The organism is Bradyrhizobium jicamae, from assembly GCF_001440395.1.
GTDB classification, from domain to species: Bacteria; Pseudomonadota; Alphaproteobacteria; order Rhizobiales; family Xanthobacteraceae; genus Bradyrhizobium; species Bradyrhizobium jicamae.
Genome location: NZ_LLXZ01000064.1, coordinates 1 through 20,921, shown reverse-complemented (window position 1 = coordinate 20,921; position 20,921 = coordinate 1). Strand labels below are relative to the sequence as shown.

The window sequence follows — 20,921 nt, the reverse complement described above, 5'->3', positions numbered from 1 at the left end:
TCCCTCCGTCTATTTCTTGCGGGCGAGAAAATCTCCCATCAGCCGCTGCGGCTCGCCAGTCAAAAAAGACTGCCCGAACACGCCGACGCTCAAATTGACGGATTCGGTCAACGGCAGTTCCTCCCACTGCCGCAGCAGCGCCTTCTGGATGCGCAGCGCCTCGGGTCCGCATTCGAGCAGCGCCTTCACCGTGTGCTCGACCGCGGCATCGAGCCCGCCTTCCTTGGCGACCACGTCGACCAGGCCCCAGGCGAGCGCGGTGGGCGCGTCGATATTCTCGGCCGTCATCACCAGCCAGCGGGCGCGGCCCCAGCCGATCAGCCGCGGCAATAGCGCGGCGTGGATCACCGAGGGGATGCCGACGCGGACTTCCGGCATGCCGAATTTGGCGTCGTGGGCGGCGATCCGGAAATCGCAGGCGGCGGCGACTTCGAGGCCGCCGCCGAGGCACCAGCCCGGCAGCCGCGCGATGACAGGCGCCGGAAACTGGCGGACGGCCTCGCAGAGGTCGCGCAGCCGCGTGATGAAGGCTTCGGCGGATTTCTGGTCGAGCTTCGCCATCTCCTTGATGTCGGCGCCGCCGATCATGCTCTTCGCGCTCTGGCCTGCGAGGATCACCGCGCGGATATTCTTGTCGCCGGCGAGCTTCTCGAACCCCTCGCGGACGCCGTTGGTGACGGCGGAGGACAGGATATTGAGGCTGCCCGCGTTGCAGATCGAAAGCCGAACGACGCCTCTATCGTCGCGGTCGATGCCGCAGTGGGGATTGAGCATTTCCATGGTTGTGTGGTTCCCTTAAGCGCGCGTGCGTCAAGGGTACCACTTCCTTGGCAAGGGTTGGTCTTGTCAAGGGTCGCGGGCCGAGCGCGGCCACTTCCTTAAGCCGACGCGGAATGGATGCGCCGCGAGGCTGCCTCATAGGCCGCGGCTTCGGCTGCCGCCAGCCGCTCCAACCGCACCGGGACGTGCTTGTGATAGGGCGTACCGGCGATGGGATCGCGGTTGCCGCTTTCGGTCAGCACATTGACGCGAGGCCCGTTGTTCATCCGCTCGCCGTCGGCGGCCGGATAGTCCTGGCCATAGCCGTGCGGCAGCGCAAGCTGGCCGCTGCGCATGCTGTCGTCGCGCTTGCAGCGCGCGACTACGCGGCCGGCGGCGGATTGCACCGAAATCCATTCGCCATCCTCCGCGCCGAGCGATGCCAGATCAGCGGCGCTGATGAGCAGCGCGCCATCGGGATCGTCGCGGCGCCAGGCGGGATCGCGAAAGATCTGGTTGGCGTTGAACATGCGTCGCTGTCCAGCGGCGAGCACGAAGGGATAGTCGCCGCGAGGCGCGGCGTTCGCCGGATCGAGCCTGCCGAGCCATTCCAGCATCGGCGCGATCGCAAGGTGGACCTTGCGGTCGGGATGCGAGACCAGCGACCATACATCGTCGTAATCGTGCTCGGTGAAGGCGGCGCCGTTGCGCGATCCGACGATGGCGTCGAACAGCGCTTCGCCGAGCATCTCGTCGGGTACGTCACTACCTGCATTGAGCGCGCGGCGCACAGCCTGCGGCGAGCGTTTTGCGCAGAGATGCGCGGCCTGCCACAGGGGCGCGGCGGCGGCCGTGCCGTCGGGCAGGGTGGCGCCCAGCGTGTTGTAGAGCACGAGCGCGCCGAGCGCTGCCAGCTGTGGATTGGCACCCATAAAGGCGCGCAGTTCCGCGGCGAAGGCGGGCCGGGAACGGAAGGCGGCGTCGCGCAACGGCGCCAGCGCGTTGTCGCCGGGCAGGAGACCCAGCGCGCGGCTGAGCCGCGTATAGATTTCCGGCTCGGGTAGGGTGCCCGCCAGAGGCGCCACTACGCCTGCGCGCACATGGAAATAGTTTCTGGGGAATTCGAAGTTGAAGAGCGTGAATTCCGTCTTCTCATATTGCGAAGAGGCCGGCAGCACGTAATGCGCCAGCTGCGCGGTCTCGGTCATCGCCACGTCGACCACGACGACGAGGTCAAGTGCGCGCAGCGCCTTCTCGACCCGCGCGGTGTTCGAGGCGGTGTTCGCGGGGTTGGAACTGTCGATCCATACCGCGTGAAGGCGGTCGGGATGATCGGACAGCACCGCATCGGGAAACAGATTCGGCGGCAGCAGTCCGCCGATCACCTCGATATCGGCGGCGGCAAAGCGCTGGTTCGGCGAGTTGCCCCACAGCGGCACCAGCCAGCTATGCAGCTGATTGGTGCCTTTGCGGCCAAAACTGCCGGTCAGCATGATCAGCAGCTTTTCGAGATACGAACTGAGCGTCGAGTTGACGCCTTGCTGAATGCCGAGCTCGACGCGGACGGTCATCGCTTTCGCCGCAACGATCATGTCGACGCATTGTTCGATCTGCTCGAGCGGTATGTCGGCGGCCTCAGCCCATTGCTCGACCGGAATTCGCAGCAGTGCCTCCCGGATCTCCGCATAGCCTGTGGTGTGCTGTGCGATGAATGCGTGGTCCACCGCGTCGCGCTGGATCAGCCGCGCGAGGATCGCGCCCAGCAGAAAGGCGTCGGCGCCGGGACGGACCGCGAGATGCAGATCGGCGCGCTCCGCGGTCTCGGAACGGCGGGGATCGATCACGATCATCTTGCGGTGGGGGTCCTTGCGGATGTCGTTGAGATGGTCGCGCGCATTGGGAAATCCGTGGGCGATCCACGGATTGGCGCCGATCACGAACAGCAGGTCGCAATGGTGCACGTCCTCGGCGGTGTGGCAGGTCTGGCTGCCGAACATGTGGCCGTTGACCCAGAAATCACCGGTCTTCTCTTGCGACAGCGCGTTGAAGACATGGCGCGAGCCGAGCGCGCGCAGCAGTGCCGTGGCATAGGCGCCACCGGCATGATTGCCTTGGCCACCGCCGCCATAGAGCGCGAGGCTCTTGCCGCCATGGCGATCGACGACGTCGCGCAATCTGGCGGCGATCTCGGTAATCGCTGTGTCCCAGTCGATGGCGTCAAAACCGCCATCGGTGCGCCGGCGCAGCGGCGTGGTGAGGCGATCGCGGTGATGCGCATAGAAGGGAATGCGCGCGGCCTTGTTGCAGAGATAACCTTTGGATTTGGGGTTGTCGCGGTCGCCGCGCACTTTTGTGATGCGCTCACTTTCGACCAGCAGCTCGAGGCCGCAATTGACGTAGCAGAGATTGCAGGCGGTCTTGCGCCAGTCGGAGCTCGGCATGGCCATCTCTTCCATTGTTGAAACCGGGCCAGTATATATGATGGTCGTAATTCAATCAATCGGCCCTCGCTGGCCGTCATCAAGGAGAGCGATCATGACCGCGGGTAGCGCCCAACGAGCCCTGGAAATTCCCGACTTGTTCGCACCGCAATTGCGGCGGGAGCGGGTGGTGGACTGGCAGGCGCCCGGACCGGTGGCGAAGGCGGCCTCCGGCATGTCCGGACTGGAGACAATGTGCGCGATCCGCGACGGCATCCTGCCACCGCCGCCAATGGCAAAGCTGATCGGCTTTCGGATGGCCGTCGCAGAGCCCGGCCGCATCGTGATGGAACTCGATCCGCACGAGAGCCTCGAAAATACCATCGGACTGCTCCATGGCGCGACCGCTGCGGCGTTACTGGATACCGCCATGGGTTGTGCCATCGCCGCCATGCAGCCGGCCGGGCAAACTTCCGTCACGCTGGACCTCAAGCTGACCTTTCTGCGGCCGCTGTCGGTGCGATCGGGCACGATCGCGGCGGAAGGCAAGGTGGTAAAACTCGGCCGCCAAACCAGCTATGCCGAAGGCTTCGTCCGCGACGGCGCGGGCAATCTTGCAGTGCACGCAACCGCGACCTTCTCGATGATCCCGGGTGGAAACGCGAAATAGATGCAGCATTTCCCGCGCGCAACTGCTATTATATGACTGCAGACATTTAATGGGACGCGTCAATGCGCTATTCGAAAGAGCACAAGCAGGAGACCCACGCGCGGATCGTGAAGAAGGCCTCGGTGCGGCTTCGCGAGAAGGGCGCGCATGGCATCGGCGTCGCCGACCTGATGAAGGAGGCGGGCCTGACCCATGGCGGTTTCTACGCCCATTTCGATTCCCGCGAGGCGCTGGTGATCGAGGCTTTTGCCTATGCGATGGACCGCTCGGTCGAGCACTGGCGCAAGATCGCCGCTGAAACGCCGGCTGAGAAGCGGCTATCGACGATCGTTGATTCCTACGTCTCCACAGTGCATCGCGACGATCCCGGCCGCGGTTGCGCGGTGCCCACGCTCGGTGCGGAAATTGCCCGCGAAAGCGCAAAGACCCGCAAGGCCTTTAGCGCCAAGCTCGAACAGTTGATCGACGTGATGGCCGACCAGATTCCGGATGTGCCGCGCAAGACCGCGCGCAAGCAGGCCATGGGCACGCTGGCGACGATGATGGGGACGCTGGTGATGTCGCGCGTCGCCGGCAGCGGCGAACTGTCGGACGAGATTCTTCTCGCCGGCCGCGAGGCCGCGCTGGGCCGCCCGGTGGCAAAGCCGGTTGCGAAAAAGGCGCGGGCGAAGGCGAATTAAGCAGGCAATCGTAGGGTGGGCAAAGCGAAGTGTGCCCACCATCTTTCCACCGGCTCGTCGTGAATTGGTGGGCACGCTGCGTGTTGCCCACCCTACAGTTCACCGCCCGCCAAACAGCGCGCGCTCGCGCTCCACCGTCTCACAGATGTAATCGGCCACCGCCCTGATCCGCGCCAGGTCCTTGCTGTCGGCATGCATCAGCATCCAGAACGTGCGCGAGATCCTGACCTCATCGGGCAAGACCGGCCGTAATTCCGGATGCGCCGTCGCCATGAAGTGCGGCAGCACTGCAATTCCAAACCCTGCGATGGTGGCATTGAGCTGCGCGATCAGATTGGCGCTGCGGAATTTGGCCGAGATCTTCGGCGAGACCTGCGGCAGGTAATCCAGTTCCGGGGTGAACAGCAGTTCCTCGATATAGCCGACGAAGCGATGCCCGGGCAGATCGCTGCGCGCGACGATCTTCGGCGCGCGATCGAGATAGGCAGGGGCGGCGTAGAGGCCGAGGCTGTAGTCGAGCAGCTTGCGCCCGACGATCCGCCCTTCCTTGGGCATGGTCAGGCTGATCGCGATATCGGCCTCGCGCTTCGACAGGCTGAACAGCCGCGCGGTGGCGACGAGCTGCAGATCGAGATCGGGATACCGCTCGGTGAATTTCAGAAGCCGCGCGGCCAGGAAGTGGCTGCCGAACCCGTCGGGCGCGCCGATCCGGACCGTGCCGGTGAGCTGGGCGCGCGAGCCGCCGACCGCCTCCTGGTTGGCGACGATGGTGGATTCCATCGCCTCCGCGCTGTCGGCGACACGCTGGCCGGCATCGGTCAGGAGGTAGCCGGTCTTGCGGCGATCGAACAGTTTGGCGGAGAGGTGCCGTTCCAGCCGGTCGACACGGCGGATCACGGTGGCATGGTCGACCGATAGCTGCTTGGCGGCAGCCGAAACCGACCCGCCGCGCACGATGGCGAGGACGAAACGGAAGTCATCCCAGTCGATTGAACGGTCGCCTTGATCCAGCATTTCCGCACATCTATGGTGCAATTTATCGGACTTGTATCCTAAGAAATGCAGGTCAAAAAGGGGCTCGAAAGCGATCCTGCAGGGACGCCAGGGAGATCATTCATGCGCTCAATCGGACATTTTATCGGTGGCAAGGAGGTCAAGGGGACCTCGGGACGGACAGCTGACGTTTTTGAGCCGATGACCGGCGACGTTCAGGCCAAGGTAGCGCTGGCCTCCAAGGCGGAAGTTCGCGCCGCCGTCGAGAACGCGGCGCTGGCCCAGCCCGAATGGGCAAACACCAATCCGCAGCGCCGCGCGCGCGTGATGATGAAGTTCCTCGAACTGGTGCAGCGCGACTACGACAAGCTCGCCGAGCTGCTGGCGCGCGAGCACGGCAAGACCGTGCCCGACGCCAAGGGCGACATCCAGCGCGGCCTCGAAGTCGCGGAATTCGCCTGCGGCATTCCGCATCTGTTGAAGGGCGAATATACCGAAGGCGCCGGTCCCGGCATTGACATCTATTCGCTGCGGCAACCGCTTGGCGTCGTCGCCGGCATCACGCCGTTCAATTTCCCGGCGATGATCCCGATGTGGAAGTTCGCGCCCGCCATCGCCTGCGGCAATGCCTTCATCCTGAAGCCCAGCGAGCGCGACCCGGGCGTGCCGATGCGACTGGCCGAACTGATGATGGAAGCGGGGCTGCCGCCCGGCATCCTCAACGTCGTCAACGGCGACAAGGAAGCCGTGGACGCCATCCTCGACGATCCCGATATCAGGGCGATCGGCTTCGTCGGCTCGACGCCGATCGCGCAGTACATCTACGAGCGCGCCGCCCAGACCGGCAAGCGCTGCCAGTGTTTCGGCGGCGCCAAGAACCACGCCATCGTCATGCCCGACGCCGACATGGACCAGGCTGTCGACGCGCTGATCGGCGCCGGCTACGGCTCGGCCGGCGAGCGCTGCATGGCGGTGTCGGTCGCCGTCCCCGTCGGCAAGACCACCGCCGACCGGCTGATGGAAAAGCTGATCCCGCGCGTGGAGTCGCTCAAGATCGGCACGTCGATCGATCCGGCCGCCGACTACGGTCCGCTGGTGACCCGCGAGGCGGTCGAGAAGGTGAAGAGCTACATCGATATCGGCATCAAGGAAGGCGCCACGCTCGCCGTCGACGGCCGCGGCTTCAAGATGCAGGGCTATGAGAAGGGTTTCTATCTCGGCGGTTCGCTGTTCGACAACGTCACCAAGGACATGCGGATCTACAAGGAAGAAATCTTCGGGCCCGTCCTCTCGGTGGTGCGCGCCCACGACTACAAGGAAGCCCTCGCGCTGCCGTCCGAGCATGACTACGGCAACGGCGTTGCGATCTTCACCCGCGACGGCGACGCCGCGCGCGATTTCGCTGCCAAGGTGAATGTCGGCATGGTCGGCATCAACGTGCCGATCCCGGTGCCGATCGCCTATTACACCTTCGGCGGCTGGAAGAAGTCCGGCTTTGGTGACCTCAACCAGCACGGCCCGGACTCGGTCCGCTTCTACACCAAGACCAAGACGGTGACCTCGCGCTGGCCGTCCGGCGTCAAGGAAGGCGCGGAGTTCTCGATCCCGTTGATGAAGTAATTCCCGGAGCCGAGCCGTCATTGCGAGCGCAGCGAAGCAATCCATATTTTCCGCGAAAAGGAAGAATGGATTGCTTCGTCGCTTCGCTTCTCGCAATGACGATGGGGTAACCTTCAGGGGTAAGCGGCAAGATGCAGTTCGCTCTCAACGAGGACCAGATCGCGGTTCGCGACATGGCACGGGCGTTTGCGGCCGAGAAAATCGCGCCGCATGCGCTGCGATGGGACGAGGAGAAGCATTTTCCAGTCGATGTGATGCGCGAGGCCGCGGGCCTCGGCATGGGCGGCATCTACATCAAGGAGGATGTCGGCGGCTCGGCGATGACGCGCTTCGATGCCGCCTTGATCTTTGAGGCGCTCGCGACCGGCTGCCCGACCGTGTCGGCCTTCATCTCGATCCACAACATGGCGTCCTGGATGATCGATGCCTATGGCAACGACGCCCAGCGGCGGAAGTGGCTGCCAAAACTTTGCACGATGGAGCTGATCGCAAGCTACTGTCTCACCGAGCCGGGCGCCGGATCGGATGCCGCGGCGCTCCGCACCCGCGCGGTGCGCGAGGGCGATCACTACGTCCTGAACGGGCAGAAGCAGTTCATTTCCGGGGCCGGCGGCACCGATCTGCTGGTCGTGATGGTGCGGACCGGCGGCGATGGTCCTGGCGGCGTCTCGACGCTCGTCATCGACGGCAAGACGCCGGGCGTGTCGTTCGGCGCCAACGAGCGCAAGATGGGTTGGAACGCGCAGCCGACGCGCGCGGTGATTTTCGAGAATGCCCGCGTGCCGGTCGAGAACAGGCTGGGCGAGGAGGGCATCGGCTTCAAGATCGCGATGGCCGGCCTCGATGGCGGCCGCCTCAACATCGCGGCGTGCTCGCTCGGTGGCGCGCAGAGCGCGCTCGACAAGTCGCTGGCCTACATGAAGGAGCGGAAGGCCTTCGGTAAGCGCCTCGACGAATTCCAGGCGCTGCAGTTTCGCTTGGCCGACATGGCGACCGAGCTGGAGGCGGCGCGGACATTTCTGTGGCGCGCAGCCGCGGCGCTCGACCGCAAGGATCCCGACGCCACCATGCTGTGCGCGATGGTCAAACGCTTCGGCACCGATGTCGGCTTCGAGGTCGCCAATCAGGCGCTGCAGCTGCATGGCGGCTACGGCTACCTCAGCGAATACGGCATCGAGAAGATCGTGCGCGACCTGCGCGTGCACCAGATCCTGGAAGGGACCAACGAAATCATGCGGCTGATCGTGTCGCGCAAGATGATCGAGGGCGCGCGATGACGGATGCGGCTGTGGAAGAGGGCGACCTGATCGCGCGCAAAGAAGGTTCTGCAGGCATCATCCGCCTGAACCGGCCGAAGGCCATCAATGCCGTGACGCTGGAGATGTTTCACGATGTCGACAAGGCGCTCGACGCTTTCGAGGCCGATCCCGCAATTGCAGTGATCGTGCTGGAAGGCGCGGGCGAGCGCGGACTGTGCGCCGGCGGCGACATCCGCGCGCTCTGGGAAAGCTCGAAGGTCAAGGGCGATCTCGGCAAGATCCTGTGGCGCGACGAATACATCCTCAACGCCCGCATCAAGAAGTTCCCAAAGCCCTATGTCGCCTTTATGGACGGCATCGTGATGGGCGGCGGCGTCGGGCTGTCAGCGCATTCCAGCCACCGCGTCGTGACCGAGAAGACGAAGCTGGCGATGCCGGAAGTCGGGCTCGGCTTCTTCCCGGATGTCGGCGGCACCTGGTTGCTGTCGCATTCGCCCGGCGAGATCGGCACCTATTTTGGCCTGACCGGTCAGACCATGAACGGTCCCGACGCCATTCACGCAAAATTTGCCGATGCGGTGGTGCCGTCGGCAAAGCTGCCGGCCTTGCGCGAGGCGCTGACGAAGGTGCAGCCCGGCACCACGTCGGCTGACGTCAGGAAGCTGATCGACAGCTTCTCGACCGGAGAGACCGTTGGGCCGGTCGCCGCGCAACAGGCGAAGATCGATGCGCTGTTCTCCCACGACCGCATGGAGGATATCGTCGCAGCGCTGCAGCGTGATGGTTCGGACTTTGCGCAGGCGACGCTGAAGACGCTTGGCGAAAAATCGCCGCGCGGCATGGTGGTGACGCTGAAGCTGCTGCGGCTGGCGCGGTCGGCTCGCTCGCTGGAAGAGTGTCTGGTGCGGGAATATCGCGCCGCGCTGGAAGTGTTCGCCAGCGACGATTTCCGCGAGGGCGTGCGCGCCGCCGTGATCGACAAGGACCGCAATCCCAAATGGTCGCCGCCGCGCATTGAAGACGTGACGCCGGCGATGGTCGCGCCTTACTTCGCCGAGATCGGCGCCGACGAACTGAAATTTCCATAAGTCAGACAGAAACGCCCCAGCGGAGGAACATCATGGCAAATATCGCATTCATTGGCCTCGGCAACATGGGCGGGCCGATGGCGGCCAATCTGGTCAAGGCCGGCCACAAGGTCACCGCCTTCGATCTGGTCGCGGCCTCGCGCGATCAGGCCAAGGCGGACGGCGCAGCGATTGCCGAGAGTTCGGTCGCTTCCGTCAAGGGCGCCGACGTCGTCGTTACCATGCTGCCCGCCGGCAAGCATGTGCTCTCGGTCTGGAGCGAAGTCGTCCCCGTGATGGCCAAGGGCACGCTGATCATCGATTGTTCGACCATCGATGTCGAAAGCGCCAAGCAGGCGCATGCGCTGGCGGCGAAGGCCGGCATGCTCTCGGTCGATGCGCCGGTGTCGGGCGGAACCGGCGGCGCCAAGGGCGCGACGCTCACCTTCATGTGCGGCGGTGAGGAGAAGGCGTTTGCGGCGGCAAAACCTGCGCTGGAAAACATGGGCAAGAAGATCGTGCATTGCGGCGGCGCCGGCGCGGGGCAGGCGGCCAAGATCTGCAACAACATGATTTTGGGGATTTCCATGATCGGTGTCGGCGAGGCCTTTGCGTTGGCGGAAAAGCTCGGCCTGTCGCATCAGGCGCTGTTCGACGTCGCCTCGACCTCCTCGGGCCAGTGCTGGGCGTTGACTTCCTATTGCCCGGTGCCGGGTCCGGTGCCGGCTTCTCCTGCCAATAACGGCTACAAGCCGGGTTTTGCCTCCAACCTGATGGTGAAGGACCTCACGCTGGCACAGGACGCGGCCAACGCCGCCGGGGCGGTCACGCCACTCGGCAGGCACGCGCAGGAGATCTACAAGGCGTTTGATGCCGCCGGCCATGGCGGGGTGGATTTTTCCGGTATTATCCAGCACGTTAGGAGCCTCGCCGGGAAATAACGGAGACCTGAGTGACGAGTTTTCAGGAAGCGCGCGCCTTTCTGCTCAAGCACCGCACCGACTACGATGCGGCCGTAAAAGGGTTCCGCTGGCCCGACCCGGTTCCCTTCAACTGGGCGCTGGACTGGTTCGACGCGGAACTCGCCGGCCAAGCCGACAGCCGCGATCGCACCGCGCTCTGGATCGTCGATCCCGGCGACAAGGAGACGAAACTCTCCTTCGCCACGCTGTCGCGCCGTTCCAATCAGGTGGCGAATTTCCTGCGCGCGCAGGGCTTGCGGCGCGGTGATCATCTGCTGCTGCTGCTCGGCAATGTCGTGCCGCTGTGGGAGACCATGCTGGCGGCGATGAAGCTCGGCGTGGTCGTGATCCCCGCCACGACGCTGCTCACGCCCGATGAGCTGCGCGACCGGCTCGATCGCGGCAAGGCGAGGGTGGTGGTCGCCTCGCAGGATCAGGTCGCCAAGTTTGCAAATCTCGGCAGCGACAGCCTGGTTCGCATCGTCGTGGGCGTGACGTCGCAGCATGACGGTTGGTTGCCGTTCGAAGGGGCGGCGAGCGCTTCCGAAGCGTTTACACCCGACGGTCCGACCAATGCCGACGACCCGATGCTGCTCTATTTCACCTCGGGCACTACGGCAAAGCCGAAACTGGTGCGGCACAGCCAGCGCAGCTATCCGGTCGGCGCGCTGTCGACGATGTTCTGGCTCGGCCTGCAGCCGGGCGATGTCCATCTGAATATTTCCTCACCCGGCTGGGCCAAGCATGCCTGGAGCTGCTTCTTCGCGCCCTGGAATGCGGGGGCGACCGTATTCGTCGTCAACCAGCCGCGCTTCGACGCCAAGACCTTGCTGGCGACCGTCGGTCGCTGCGGCGTCACCACGCTGTGCGCGCCGCCGACGGTGTGGCGGTTGTTCATTCAGGAAAAGCTCGCCGACTTCAAGGTGAGCCTGCGCGAGGTCTGCGGTGCGGGCGAGCCGCTCAACCCCGAAGTGATCGATCAGGTAAAGACGGCGTGGGGCCTCACCATCCGCGACGGCTATGGCCAAACCGAAACCACGGCGCTGGCCGGCAACTCGCCGGGCCAGAAGGTCAAGGTCGGCTCGATGGGCCGCCCGCTGCCGGGCTACCGCGTGCAGATCACCGATGGCGACGGCAACATCGCCAAGGAAGGCGAGGTGACGCTAGTGCTCGGCGCCGATCGCCCCGCGGGCCTGATGCAGGGCTATCAGGGCGAAGACGGTAAACTGAGCGGCGCCGGCGGCGATCTCTACCGCTCGGGCGACGTCGTGTTTGCCGACGACGAGGGCTATCTCACCTTTGTCGGCCGCTCCGACGACGTCTTCAAATCTTCCGACTACCGCATCAGCCCGTTCGAGCTGGAAAGCGTACTGCTGGAACATGAAGCCGTCGCGGAAGCCGCCGTCGTGCCGAGTCCCGATCCAATTCGTCTGGCCATCCCCAAGGCGTATGTGCTGCTGGTATCGGGCGTGGCGCGCTCTCCGGCGACTGCGCTGTCGATTTTCCAGCATCTGCACACGCGGCTCGCGCCCTTCAAGCGCATCCGCAAGATCGAGCTGGTGACGGAACTACCGAAGACGATATCAGGCAAAATCCGCCGCGTGCAGTTGCGCCGGCTCGAACATGAAAATGTCAGGGATGACGCGTTGCGCGGACAGGAATTCCGCGAAGAAGAGTTCCCGGAGCTGCAGAAGGTGCGGACCGCCGGGCTGGAGAGCTGAATAATGAATGAAGTCTGGAAGAAGCCGCCGGTCTCGTTTGAGGCTTATCAGGCCATGGTCGGCAAGGAGATCGGCGTGTCGTCCTGGCACCTGATCGACCAGAACCGGATCAACGTCTATGCCGACGTGATCGAGGACCATCAGTTCATCCATGTCGACCCGGAACGGGCGAAGAAGGAAACCGCGTTCGGCAACACTATCGCGCATGGCTTCCTGACGATGTCGCTGATGAGCATCATGTCCTATGAGGTGATGCCGGTCATCGAAGGCACGGCGATGGGCGTCAATTACGGCTTTGACAAGCTGCGCTTCCTGTCGCCGGTCCGCGCCGGCTCGCGGGTCCGCGGCCGGTTCACGCTCATGGAAGCCAAGCTGCGCAAGCCGAAGGAACTGCAGTCGCGCACCAATGTCACCGTGGAGATCGAGGGCGAGGACAAGCCCGCGCTGGTGGCCGACTGGATCGGGCTGATCTATTTCAATTGATTTCCGGCCGTCATGGCCGGGCTTGACCCGGCCATCCATCCTTGTTCAAAAGCGTCCTTGTTTTGATGGATGCCCGGGTCAGGCCCGGGCATGACAAGAATCCGGGAATTCCACTCATGGCAATCAGGTTTGACGGACGCGTCGCAATCGTCACCGGCGCGGGCAATGGTCTGGGACGGGCACATGCGCTGGGGCTGGCGAGCCGCGGCGCCAAGGTGGTGGTCAACGATTTCGGCGGCGCCCGCGACGGCACCGGCGGCTCGCTGTCGCCGGCCGAAGCCGTGGTCGAGGAAATCCGCAAGGCCGGCGGCACCGCGATGGCCGACGGCGCCGATGTCTCGAACTTCACGCAGGTGAAGGCGATGGTGGATCGCGCCACCAGCGACTGGGGCAGCGTCGACTTGCTCTGCGCCAACGCGGGCATTCTGCGTGACAAGTCGTTCGGCAAGATGGAGGTGCAGGATTTTGCCAAGGTGCTCGACGTGCATCTTGTCGGCACCTTCTATTGCTGCAAGGCGGTGTGGGACGGCATGCGCGAGCGCAACTACGGCCGCATCGTGCTGACCACTTCATCGTCGGGCTTGTTCGGCAATTTCGGCCAGGCCAATTACGGCGCGGCCAAAGCCGGCATGGTCGGCCTGATGAACGTGCTGGCCGAGGAAGGCCGCAAGAACAACATCCGCGTGAATACGATCTCGCCGACCGCGGCGACCCGCATGACTGAAGAACTGTTGCCGCCGCAGGCGCTGGCCTTGATGAAGCCGGAGGCGATCACACCGGCGGTGGAATTTTTGCTGAGCGAGGATGCGCCGACCCGCACCATCATGGGCGCGGGCGCGGGCTCGTTTGCGGTGATCAAGATCATCGAGACCGAAGGTATCAACCTGGCGCAGTCCGACTGGACGCCGGATGCGATTGCCGCGCATTTCGCCGAGATCGACGATGTGTCGAAGGCGAAGGCCTTGCAGGGCGCATTCGAGCAGACGCAGAAATATGTCGCGCAGGCAGCGGCGCGGGCCGGGATCAAGCTGTAGGAGCCGTAGGGTGGGCAAAGGCGCACTTGCGCCGTGCCCACCATCCATCCCCGATGCCGTCGAATAATGGTGGGCACGCTTCGCTTTGCCCACCCTACGCACCGTCGATCCGGCCTACACTCCTGCCATGTCATCGCCTTCCAAAAACGTCGCTGTCATCGGTGCCGGCCCTGCCGGCCTGATGGCGGCCGAAGTGCTCGCGCAACGCGGTGCCGCCGTCACCGTCTATGACGCGATGCCGTCCGCCGGGCGCAAATTTCTGATGGCGGGACGAGGCGGGCTGAACCTCACACATAGCGAGCCGCTGCCGCAATTTCTTGACCGCTACCGCGAGGCGATGCCGCATCTGAAAGCCGCCATCGAAGCATTCCCGCCGCAGGCACTGCGCGACTGGAGCGAAGCGCTGGGGCAGGAGACCTTTGTCGGCTCGAGCGGGCGCGTATTCCCGAAAGCCTTCAAGGCGTCTCCCTTGCTGCGGGCGTGGCTCCGACGGCTGGACTCGCAGGGCGTGAGGCTGTCGCTGCGTCATCGCTGGAGCGGATGGGACGAGCAGGGCGGCCTGCGTTTCGAAACGCCTGACGGTCTGCGCGGCATTGAGATGAAAGCCACCGTGCTGGCGCTCGGCGGCGCAAGCTGGCCGCGGCTGGGCTCCGATGGCGCATGGGCGGATTTACTCGCCGCAAAGGGCGTGAGTGTATCCCCGCTCAGGCCGGCCAATTGCGGCTTTACAACAAGCTGGTCGGATATATTTCGCGACCGGTTCGAAGGCCAGCCGCTTAAGGGCATCGAGTTGAGCTTTGGTTCGCACGGCGTTCGCGGCGAGGCCATCGTCACGCGCTCGGGCATCGAGGGTGGCGCGGTCTATGCGCTGTCTGCCGAATTGCGTGAAGCCATCCTGCGTGATGGACAGGCTACGCTGAACATCGCTTTGCGGCCCGACACGGAGAGCAGCGAACTGATCACGAAATTGTCGACCGCGAAGGGCAAGCAGTCCTTTTCTAATTTCCTCCGCAAGACGGCCAATCTCTCGCCTGTCGCCATCGGCCTGTTGCAGGAGGCTGCCAAGGCATCCGGGATGTCGCTGGCCGGGCTTTCTCCCGCCGGTCTCGCCCGGTTGATCCAGGCAGTGCCCATAGAGCTCAACGGCGTCGCGCCGATCGCGCGCGCGATCTCGACGGCGGGCGGCATCGCCCTCGCCGAACTCGATGACGATTTCATGATCAAGCGGCTGCCGGGCGTATTCGCAACCGGCGAAATGCTCGATTGGGAAGCGCCAACCGGCGGCTATCTGTTGCAGGCGTCGTTTGCGACGGGAGCGGCCGCGGGGCGCGGTGTGCTGAAGTGGCTAGTCAGAGAGAAATCGTAGGGTGGGCAAAGCGAAGCGTGCCCACCATCGCCTGTATCGCTCGTGATGGTGGGCACGGCGCAAGTGCGCCTTTGCCCACCCTACGGATCAACGCAATTTCCCCCGTGCCGCCACCGGCAGCACGCCGACGATCTCATCGCCGCGCACCATCACCACCTCGTCCATCATGTTGACGACGACGCAGACATGATTGGGCACGATCCGCACGACGTCGCCGACGACAGGCCGGGTGTTGCTGCGGGCGAGGTCGAGGAATCCGTGCTCCTCCGCAAAGCGCGCGATCTTGGCTTCCGGGTGCTCCAGGATCAGCCCGTAGCCGTCGAGCCCGCCGCCGGGATCTGACGTCAGCGTCTTGGAGCCGGCGTCGAGAATGCCGCGGTCCGGCCCGGCGCGGCTGACCACGGTGGAATAGATGTTGAGCGCGCAATCGTCCCACTCGGCAACGCCGGCCGCGACCTGCATGCGGTCGTTATAGATATAGGTGCCGGGCCGATGCTCGGTCGCGCCCTTGAGCTTGCCGAGATTTTTCAGGTTTGGCGAGCCGCCGGTCGAAACCATCGTCGCATCGAGCCCGTGCGCGCGCACGCCGGCCAGCGCTTCATCGAAAAACTTCTGCGCCACGGTCCAGCCGGTTTCGGTCGGGTACAGCATGAAGCCACCGAATTGCAGGCCCTTGGAACCAGCGATCTCACGCGCCAGCGCTATCGCTTCCGCCGGCGTCTCGACGCCGGCGCGCTTGCGCCCGGTATCGCATTCGACCACCACCGATAGCGGACGCCCGGAAGCAGCGGCCGCCTGCGGCAGGCCTGCGATCACAGTGGAGTTGTCGGCGGCGACCGTCATGTTGGCCTTGGCCTGCAGCGCGGCGAGACGGGCCATCTTCTCCTCGCCGATCAGATTGTAGCTGATCAGGATATCGTCGATCCCGGCTTCCGCCATCACTTCGGCCTCGCCGATCTTCTGGCAGGTGATGCCCCTGGCGCCGGCGGCGACCTGCATCTGTGCCAGCAGCGGGCTCTTGTGGGTCTTGATATGCGGCCGGTTGGCGACGCCGGCCGTATCGCAGGCGACCTGGATGCGGGCGATGTTGCGCTCGACACGTTCCATGTCGATCACGGCGCAGGGCGTGCCGTATTCCCGGGCGATTTTTGCGGCGAGGGGGGTGGTCATGACGTGAACTCCGGTTTGTTCCTTTCGTCATTGCGAGCGAAGCGAAGCAATCCATCGTGCGGCATAACGGATGGATGGATTGCTTCGTCGCTTCGCTCCTCGCAATGACGGTGAAATGCTTACGCCTGCTCGATCTCTTCCCGCAAAACCTCAAGCTCCAGCCACCGGTCTTCGGCGGCCGACAGCTCTTCCTGCGCCTTCGAAATCGCGGCCGAAGCCGCATCGAACTTCTTGCGATCCTTGGCGTAGAGATCGGGATCGTCAAGCAGCTTCTGCTGCTTCGCGATCTCGGCCTGCAGTTTTGCCATTGTCTTCGGCAGGGTTTCCAGCGCGTGCTTCTCGTTGAAGTTCAACCGGCGTTTGGGCGCGGCGGCAGGAGCAGCCGCTTTTGCTTCCTTCTTTTCTTCCGGCGCAGCGGCTTTCGGCGCTTCCCGCGACAAATCCTCGCCGCGCTGCGCCAGCATGTCAGTGTAGCCGCCGGCATATTCGATCCAGCGGCCGCTGCCCTCGGGCGCGATCACCGACGTCACCACGCGGTCGAGGAAGTCGCGGTCGTGGCTGATCAGAATCACGGTGCCTTCGTAGTCGCCGAGCATCTCTTCCAGCACATCCAGCGTCTCGAGATCGAGGTCGTTGGTCGGCTCGTCCAGAACCAGCAGGTTCGACGGCTTTGCCAGCGCGCGCGCCAGCATCAGGCGACCGCGCTCGCCGCCGGAGAGTGCTTCCAGCGGCGTGCCGCGCTGCTCCTGCGCGAACAGAAAGTCCTTCATATAGCCGATGACGTGTTTTGACTTGTCGCCGACCATGACATGGTCGCCGCGACCGCCGGTCAAGGCTTCGGCGAGCGTCGATTTCGGGTCCAGGCTCTCGCGGTGCTGATCGAGGGTCGCCATCTCGATATTGGCGCCGAGCCGGATCGTGCCGGAGTCGGGCGGATCGTTGCCGATCAACAGATGAACCAGCGTGGTCTTGCCGGCGCCGTTCGGGCCGACGATACCGATCCGGTCGCCGCGCTGGACGCGGGTCGAGAACCCCTCGACGATCTTGCGCTCGCCATAGGTTTTCGCGATGTTCTTCGCCTCGATGACGAGCCTGCCGGATTTCTCGGCTTCCGCAGCGGCGAGGTTGGCATTCCCCGTCGCGCCGCGATAATTCCGGCGCTGGTCGCGCAGCGCATGCAGATTGCCGAGCCGCTTGACGTTGCGCTTGCGGCGGCCGGAGACGCCGTAACGCAACCAGTGCTCCTCGTTGACGATCTTGCGGTCGAGCTTGTGCTGGTCGCGCTCTTCCTCCGCCAGCACCTCGTCGCGCCAGGCCTCGAAGGCGGAAAAACCGCGGTCGATCTGCCGGATCTGGCCGCGGTCGAGCCAGGCGGTCGAGCGCGACAGATTGGAGAGGAAACGGCGGTCGTGGCTGATGATGACGAGCGCGCATTTCCGGCTCGCCAACTCGCCTTCCAGCCATTCGATGGTCGGCAGGTCGAGATGGTTGGTCGGTTCGTCCAGCAGCAATATGTCGGGCGAGGGCGCCAGCACCCGCGCCAGCGCGGCGCGGCGGGCTTCGCCGCCGGAGACATGCGCGGGGTCTTCGTCGCCGGAGAGGCCGAGCTGTTCGACCAGATAGCGCGCCTGATAATGGTCGTCGCCGGGGCCGAGGCCGGCCTCGACATAGGCTAGCGTGGTCTTGTGGTCGCCGAAATCAGGCTCCTGCGGCAAATAGCGGATGGTGGCGCCGGGCTGCACGAAGCGGCTGCCGCCGTCGGGCTCGACGAGACCGGCGGCGATTTTCAGCAGCGTCGATTTGCCGGAGCCGTTGCGGCCGATCAGGCAGACCCGTTCGCCCGATGACACCGACAGCTCGACGCCAGACAGCAGCGGCGTGCCGCCAAAGGTCAGGTTAATGTCTTTCAATTGAATCAGCGGTGGCGCCATCGTTCAACCCTGGTTCGGCGCAGGCTGTTGCGCACGCTGGCGCTGGATGCGGCGGATGGTCTGGTCGAGGGTTGACAGGAAGGCCGAGCGGTCGCGCTGAGCAAAAGACCTTGGGCCGCCGGTTACTTCGCCCGACGAGCGCAAGTCCGTCATGAGGTTGCGAACCGCCAGCGTCATGCCGATCGATTCTTCCGTGAACGGCTTGCCGTTCGGCGCGATCACCTCGGCGCCGGCCTTCACGCAGCGGCTGGCGAGCGGGATGTCGGATGTGATGACGATATCGCCCTTGCCGGCGCGCTCCGCGATCCAGTCGTCGGCAGCATCCATGCCGGAACCGGCGGCGATGCGCTCGATCAGCGGGTCCTGCGGCACGCGGATGAAATTGCCCGCGACCACGCTCACCGGCAGGCCATGCCTGGCAGCGACGCGATAGATCTCGTCCTTCACCGGGCAGGCGTCGGCATCGACATAGATGCGGGTTGGGCTCACGTCAGGCATATCGGCTCGAATTCATGCCCGCGGGTGGTAGCCTATTCGATGCCGGAATGCGAGAAAAACAGGGCCGGGAACACGCTTGCCACGGCACATTCTTTGCGTACCATAACCAGCGGAAAAACAACCAAAAACAAGAGGAAATGGCATGCCCATCGAGCCTTATCGCGTCGAGGCCTACAACACCGCCAAACAATCCGAAAACAAGATGCACGACGACACCGTGGCACAGCGGTTCGGCTTCTCGGGCGGGCTGGTCCCCGGCGTCGACGTCATGGCCTACATGATGCACCAGCCGGTCAAGAAATGGGGCCGCGCCTTCCTCGAACGCGGCCTGATCGAGGCGCGCTTCGTCAAGCCGGTCTATGACGGCGAACTCGCCGAGCTGACGGCTGCGGAAGACAACGGTGTGCTTTCGATCGAGGTGCAGAGCCGCGGCGAGCCTTGCGCCACTGGCACTGCGTCCTTGCCGGCATCCGTGCCGGCTGTTTCTGTTTCAGACTACCAGGAAGTCGCCGCCGTCGCGGAGCGCAAGCCGGTCGATGCAACATCCTACGAAGTCGGTAAATGGCTCGGCACCGCGCCGCGCGACTGGGCGGGCGAGGCGGCCAGCGAATATCTCAGGGATATCAGGGAAGCCAATCCGATCTACGCGAAGGAGGGTTTCGGTCATCCCGGCCTGCTGCAGCGGGTGATGAACCGGGCGCTGACCGACAACGCCATCCTGGGACCGTGGATTCACGTCGGCAGCCGCATGCAATTGCTTTCGGCAAAGAAAGCCGGCGACGTCATCACGGCCCGTGCCAAGGTGATCGGCAATTACGACAAGAAGGGCCACCGCTTCGTCGAGCTCGACGCGCTTGTCGTCGCCAACGGCAAAACGCCGCTGGCGCATTGCCACCACGTTGCGATCTACCAGCCGCGCGAACAGGCGGTGGCGTAACCATGTCCGTCATCATCGACTATTATCTGTCGCTCAATTCGCCCTGGACCTATATGGGCAGTGGGCCATTTGCCGAGATTGCGCGCCGCTATGGCGCGACCGTCAACGTCAAGCCCTGCAAGTTCGGCCCGATTTTCGAGCAGACCGGCGGCCTGCCATTGCCCAAACGCTCGCCGCAGCGGCGCGCCTATCGGCTGGTGGAGCTCAAGCGCTGGCGCGAGGTGAGGGGCATTCCGATCAATCTCGAGCCCAAATATTTTCCGAGCGATGACCTTGCGGCGGTCCGCCTTGTGATCGCGGCCAAGCTGCAGGGCAAGGACGCGCACCTCCTGTCGCTGGAGTTCGGCCGCGCGATCTGGGAACGCGAAGAATCGCTCGCTGACGCCGCGGTCATGTCGGCGGCGGCGCAGCGCGCTGGTCTCGATGCGGCGGCATTGCGCGCCGGTGGCCCGCCGGATGGGGAGCTCGATGCGTTGTACGAGCAATTCACGCAGGATGCGCTGAAGGCTGGCGTCTTCGGCGCGCCGAGCTATGTGCTTCCATCGGGCGAGATCTTCTGGGGCCAGGACCGGCTGGAGCTTCTGGAGCGCGCGTTGAAGATGGTGGCCTGATCAGTTCATGGCAACGCGCGCGGAGTAAATCAGGCCGCATCGACGTAACACGGCTGCAAAAATACGCTATGATCCGGGTATAACGAGAAAAACGGGAGTACATCATGCCTAGCTCAGTGAAGGACCTACTCGCGGCCGCGAACAGTTCGGTTCCAACCATCAGCCCGCAGGATGCAAAAGCGCTGATTGAGGGCGGCAAGGTTCTCGTGGTCGATGTGCGCGACGGCACCGAACTGCAAAGCACCGGCAAGGTTCAGGGAGCGAAGCACGTCTCGCGTGGCATGCTGGAGTTTCGCGCGGACCCCGACAGCCCGTATTACGACAATGCGTTCGATCGTGAAAAGACCGTGATCGTGTACTGCGCCTCCGGCGGGCGGTCCGCGCTTGCGGGCAAGACGCTGCAGGATCTCGGCTACAAGGACGTGCGCAACCTCGGCGGCTTCAAGGGCTGGGCCGAGAGCGGCGGCGCGGTCGAGAAGGTGTGATCCGTACGGCGAATTCGTCATTCCCCGCGAAAGCGGGGCATCTAGAGCCGTACTCATAAACGCCTCGCGCCTGTTTTGAGGCGCAAAACGTTCGCTCGCTCTGAGCCTTACCGCTCTTGGCCATTAGCGACAGAAATCCATGTCCGCTCGCACGTCGGCATTCAAGGTAGGAGCGGACTCATTTTACGCATGTGAGCTCTTCGCATTTTGATGCTGTGGACGGCGCCCACTCTGCGGCATCGAAGTGCCATAGGG

The 20,921-nt window shown here is 64.3% G+C and carries 19 protein-coding genes; 13 read left to right on the top strand and 6 right to left on the bottom strand.

Annotation, left to right across the window (positions count from 1 at the left end):
• Positions 1-9: 9 nt before the first annotated feature.
• Both CQ12_RS10370 and CQ12_RS10365 read right to left on the bottom strand, forming a co-directional pair.
• Positions 10-780, bottom strand: a complete 771-nt coding sequence (locus tag CQ12_RS10370) for an enoyl-CoA hydratase (RefSeq protein WP_057835209.1) — start codon at positions 778-780, stop codon at positions 10-12.
• 98 nt (positions 781-878) lie between these two features.
• Entirely contained in the window at positions 879-3,200 is a 2,322-nt protein-coding gene (locus CQ12_RS10365) for a molybdopterin-dependent oxidoreductase (RefSeq protein ID WP_057835331.1), read from the bottom strand.
• Positions 3,201-3,294: 94 nt separating this feature from the next.
• Between CQ12_RS10365 and CQ12_RS10360 the strand changes: the two genes are divergently transcribed.
• Both CQ12_RS10360 and CQ12_RS10355 read left to right on the top strand, forming a co-directional pair.
• A complete protein-coding gene (locus CQ12_RS10360) occupies positions 3,295-3,849 on the top strand; it encodes a PaaI family thioesterase (RefSeq protein WP_057835208.1) in 555 nt (184 codons plus the stop codon).
• A gap of 62 nt (positions 3,850-3,911) precedes the next feature.
• The gene (locus CQ12_RS10355; protein ID WP_057835207.1) at positions 3,912-4,529 is read left to right on the top strand and encodes a TetR/AcrR family transcriptional regulator; all 618 of its coding nucleotides are present in this window, start codon (positions 3,912-3,914) and stop codon (positions 4,527-4,529) included.
• A 99-nt stretch (positions 4,530-4,628) separates the two neighbouring features.
• Here CQ12_RS10355 and CQ12_RS10350 read toward each other — a convergent pair whose 3' ends face one another.
• Positions 4,629-5,543 (bottom strand): LysR family transcriptional regulator, encoded by a 915-nt coding sequence (locus CQ12_RS10350; protein WP_057835206.1) that lies wholly within the window; start codon positions 5,541-5,543, stop codon positions 4,629-4,631.
• 102 nt (positions 5,544-5,645) lie between these two features.
• Here CQ12_RS10350 and CQ12_RS10345 point away from each other — a divergent pair, with 102 nt between their 5' ends.
• The 8 genes from CQ12_RS10345 (at position 5,646) to CQ12_RS10310 (ending at position 15,034) form a co-directional block, all read left to right on the top strand.
• A complete protein-coding gene (locus tag CQ12_RS10345; protein ID WP_057835330.1) occupies positions 5,646-7,142 on the top strand; it encodes a CoA-acylating methylmalonate-semialdehyde dehydrogenase in 1,497 nt (498 codons plus the stop codon).
• Between the two features lie 131 nt (positions 7,143-7,273).
• The gene (locus CQ12_RS10340) at positions 7,274-8,419 is read left to right on the top strand and encodes an isobutyryl-CoA dehydrogenase (protein ID WP_057835205.1); all 1,146 of its coding nucleotides are present in this window, start codon (positions 7,274-7,276) and stop codon (positions 8,417-8,419) included.
• Positions 8,416-9,489: an enoyl-CoA hydratase/isomerase family protein gene (locus CQ12_RS10335; RefSeq protein ID WP_057835204.1), complete on the top strand. Its 1,074-nt coding sequence runs from the start codon at positions 8,416-8,418 to the stop codon at positions 9,487-9,489. The genes CQ12_RS10340 and CQ12_RS10335 overlap by 4 nt, the downstream gene beginning before the upstream one ends.
• 32 nt (positions 9,490-9,521) lie before the next feature.
• Positions 9,522-10,409, top strand: coding sequence for a 3-hydroxyisobutyrate dehydrogenase (gene mmsB, locus CQ12_RS10330; protein ID WP_057835203.1), 888 nt, complete (start codon positions 9,522-9,524; stop codon positions 10,407-10,409).
• Positions 10,410-10,420: 11 nt separating this feature from the next.
• Entirely contained in the window at positions 10,421-12,151 is a 1,731-nt protein-coding gene (locus CQ12_RS10325) for an AMP-binding protein (RefSeq protein WP_057835202.1), read from the top strand.
• Positions 12,152-12,154: 3 nt separating this feature from the next.
• Positions 12,155-12,634: a MaoC family dehydratase gene (locus tag CQ12_RS10320; protein WP_057835201.1), complete on the top strand. Its 480-nt coding sequence runs from the start codon at positions 12,155-12,157 to the stop codon at positions 12,632-12,634.
• Positions 12,635-12,750: 116 nt separating this feature from the next.
• Positions 12,751-13,668 (top strand): SDR family NAD(P)-dependent oxidoreductase, encoded by a 918-nt coding sequence (locus CQ12_RS10315; RefSeq protein WP_057835200.1) that lies wholly within the window; start codon positions 12,751-12,753, stop codon positions 13,666-13,668.
• A 127-nt stretch (positions 13,669-13,795) separates the two neighbouring features.
• Positions 13,796-15,034, top strand: a complete 1,239-nt coding sequence (locus CQ12_RS10310; RefSeq protein ID WP_057835199.1) for a BaiN/RdsA family NAD(P)/FAD-dependent oxidoreductase — start codon at positions 13,796-13,798, stop codon at positions 15,032-15,034.
• A gap of 87 nt (positions 15,035-15,121) precedes the next feature.
• Here CQ12_RS10310 and CQ12_RS10305 read toward each other — a convergent pair whose 3' ends face one another.
• The 3 genes from CQ12_RS10305 to CQ12_RS10295 form a co-directional block, all read right to left on the bottom strand.
• Positions 15,122-16,204: a D-TA family PLP-dependent enzyme gene (locus CQ12_RS10305; RefSeq protein ID WP_057835198.1), complete on the bottom strand. Its 1,083-nt coding sequence runs from the start codon at positions 16,202-16,204 to the stop codon at positions 15,122-15,124.
• Between the two features lie 119 nt (positions 16,205-16,323).
• A complete protein-coding gene (locus tag CQ12_RS10300) occupies positions 16,324-18,135 on the bottom strand; it encodes an ABC-F family ATP-binding cassette domain-containing protein (protein ID WP_057835197.1) in 1,812 nt (603 codons plus the stop codon).
• Between the two features lie 3 nt (positions 18,136-18,138).
• A complete protein-coding gene (locus tag CQ12_RS10295) occupies positions 18,139-18,633 on the bottom strand; it encodes a YaiI/YqxD family protein (RefSeq protein ID WP_057835196.1) in 495 nt (164 codons plus the stop codon).
• A gap of 142 nt (positions 18,634-18,775) precedes the next feature.
• Between CQ12_RS10295 and CQ12_RS10290 the strand changes: the two genes are divergently transcribed.
• From CQ12_RS10290 to CQ12_RS10280, 3 genes are all read left to right on the top strand, one after another.
• Positions 18,776-19,570 (top strand): hypothetical protein, encoded by a 795-nt coding sequence (locus CQ12_RS10290; RefSeq protein ID WP_057835195.1) that lies wholly within the window; start codon positions 18,776-18,778, stop codon positions 19,568-19,570.
• Positions 19,571-19,572: 2 nt separating this feature from the next.
• A complete protein-coding gene (locus CQ12_RS10285; protein WP_057835194.1) occupies positions 19,573-20,181 on the top strand; it encodes a 2-hydroxychromene-2-carboxylate isomerase in 609 nt (202 codons plus the stop codon).
• Between the two features lie 104 nt (positions 20,182-20,285).
• The gene (locus CQ12_RS10280) at positions 20,286-20,666 is read left to right on the top strand and encodes a rhodanese-like domain-containing protein (protein WP_057835193.1); all 381 of its coding nucleotides are present in this window, start codon (positions 20,286-20,288) and stop codon (positions 20,664-20,666) included.
• Positions 20,667-20,921: the final 255 nt, after the last annotated feature.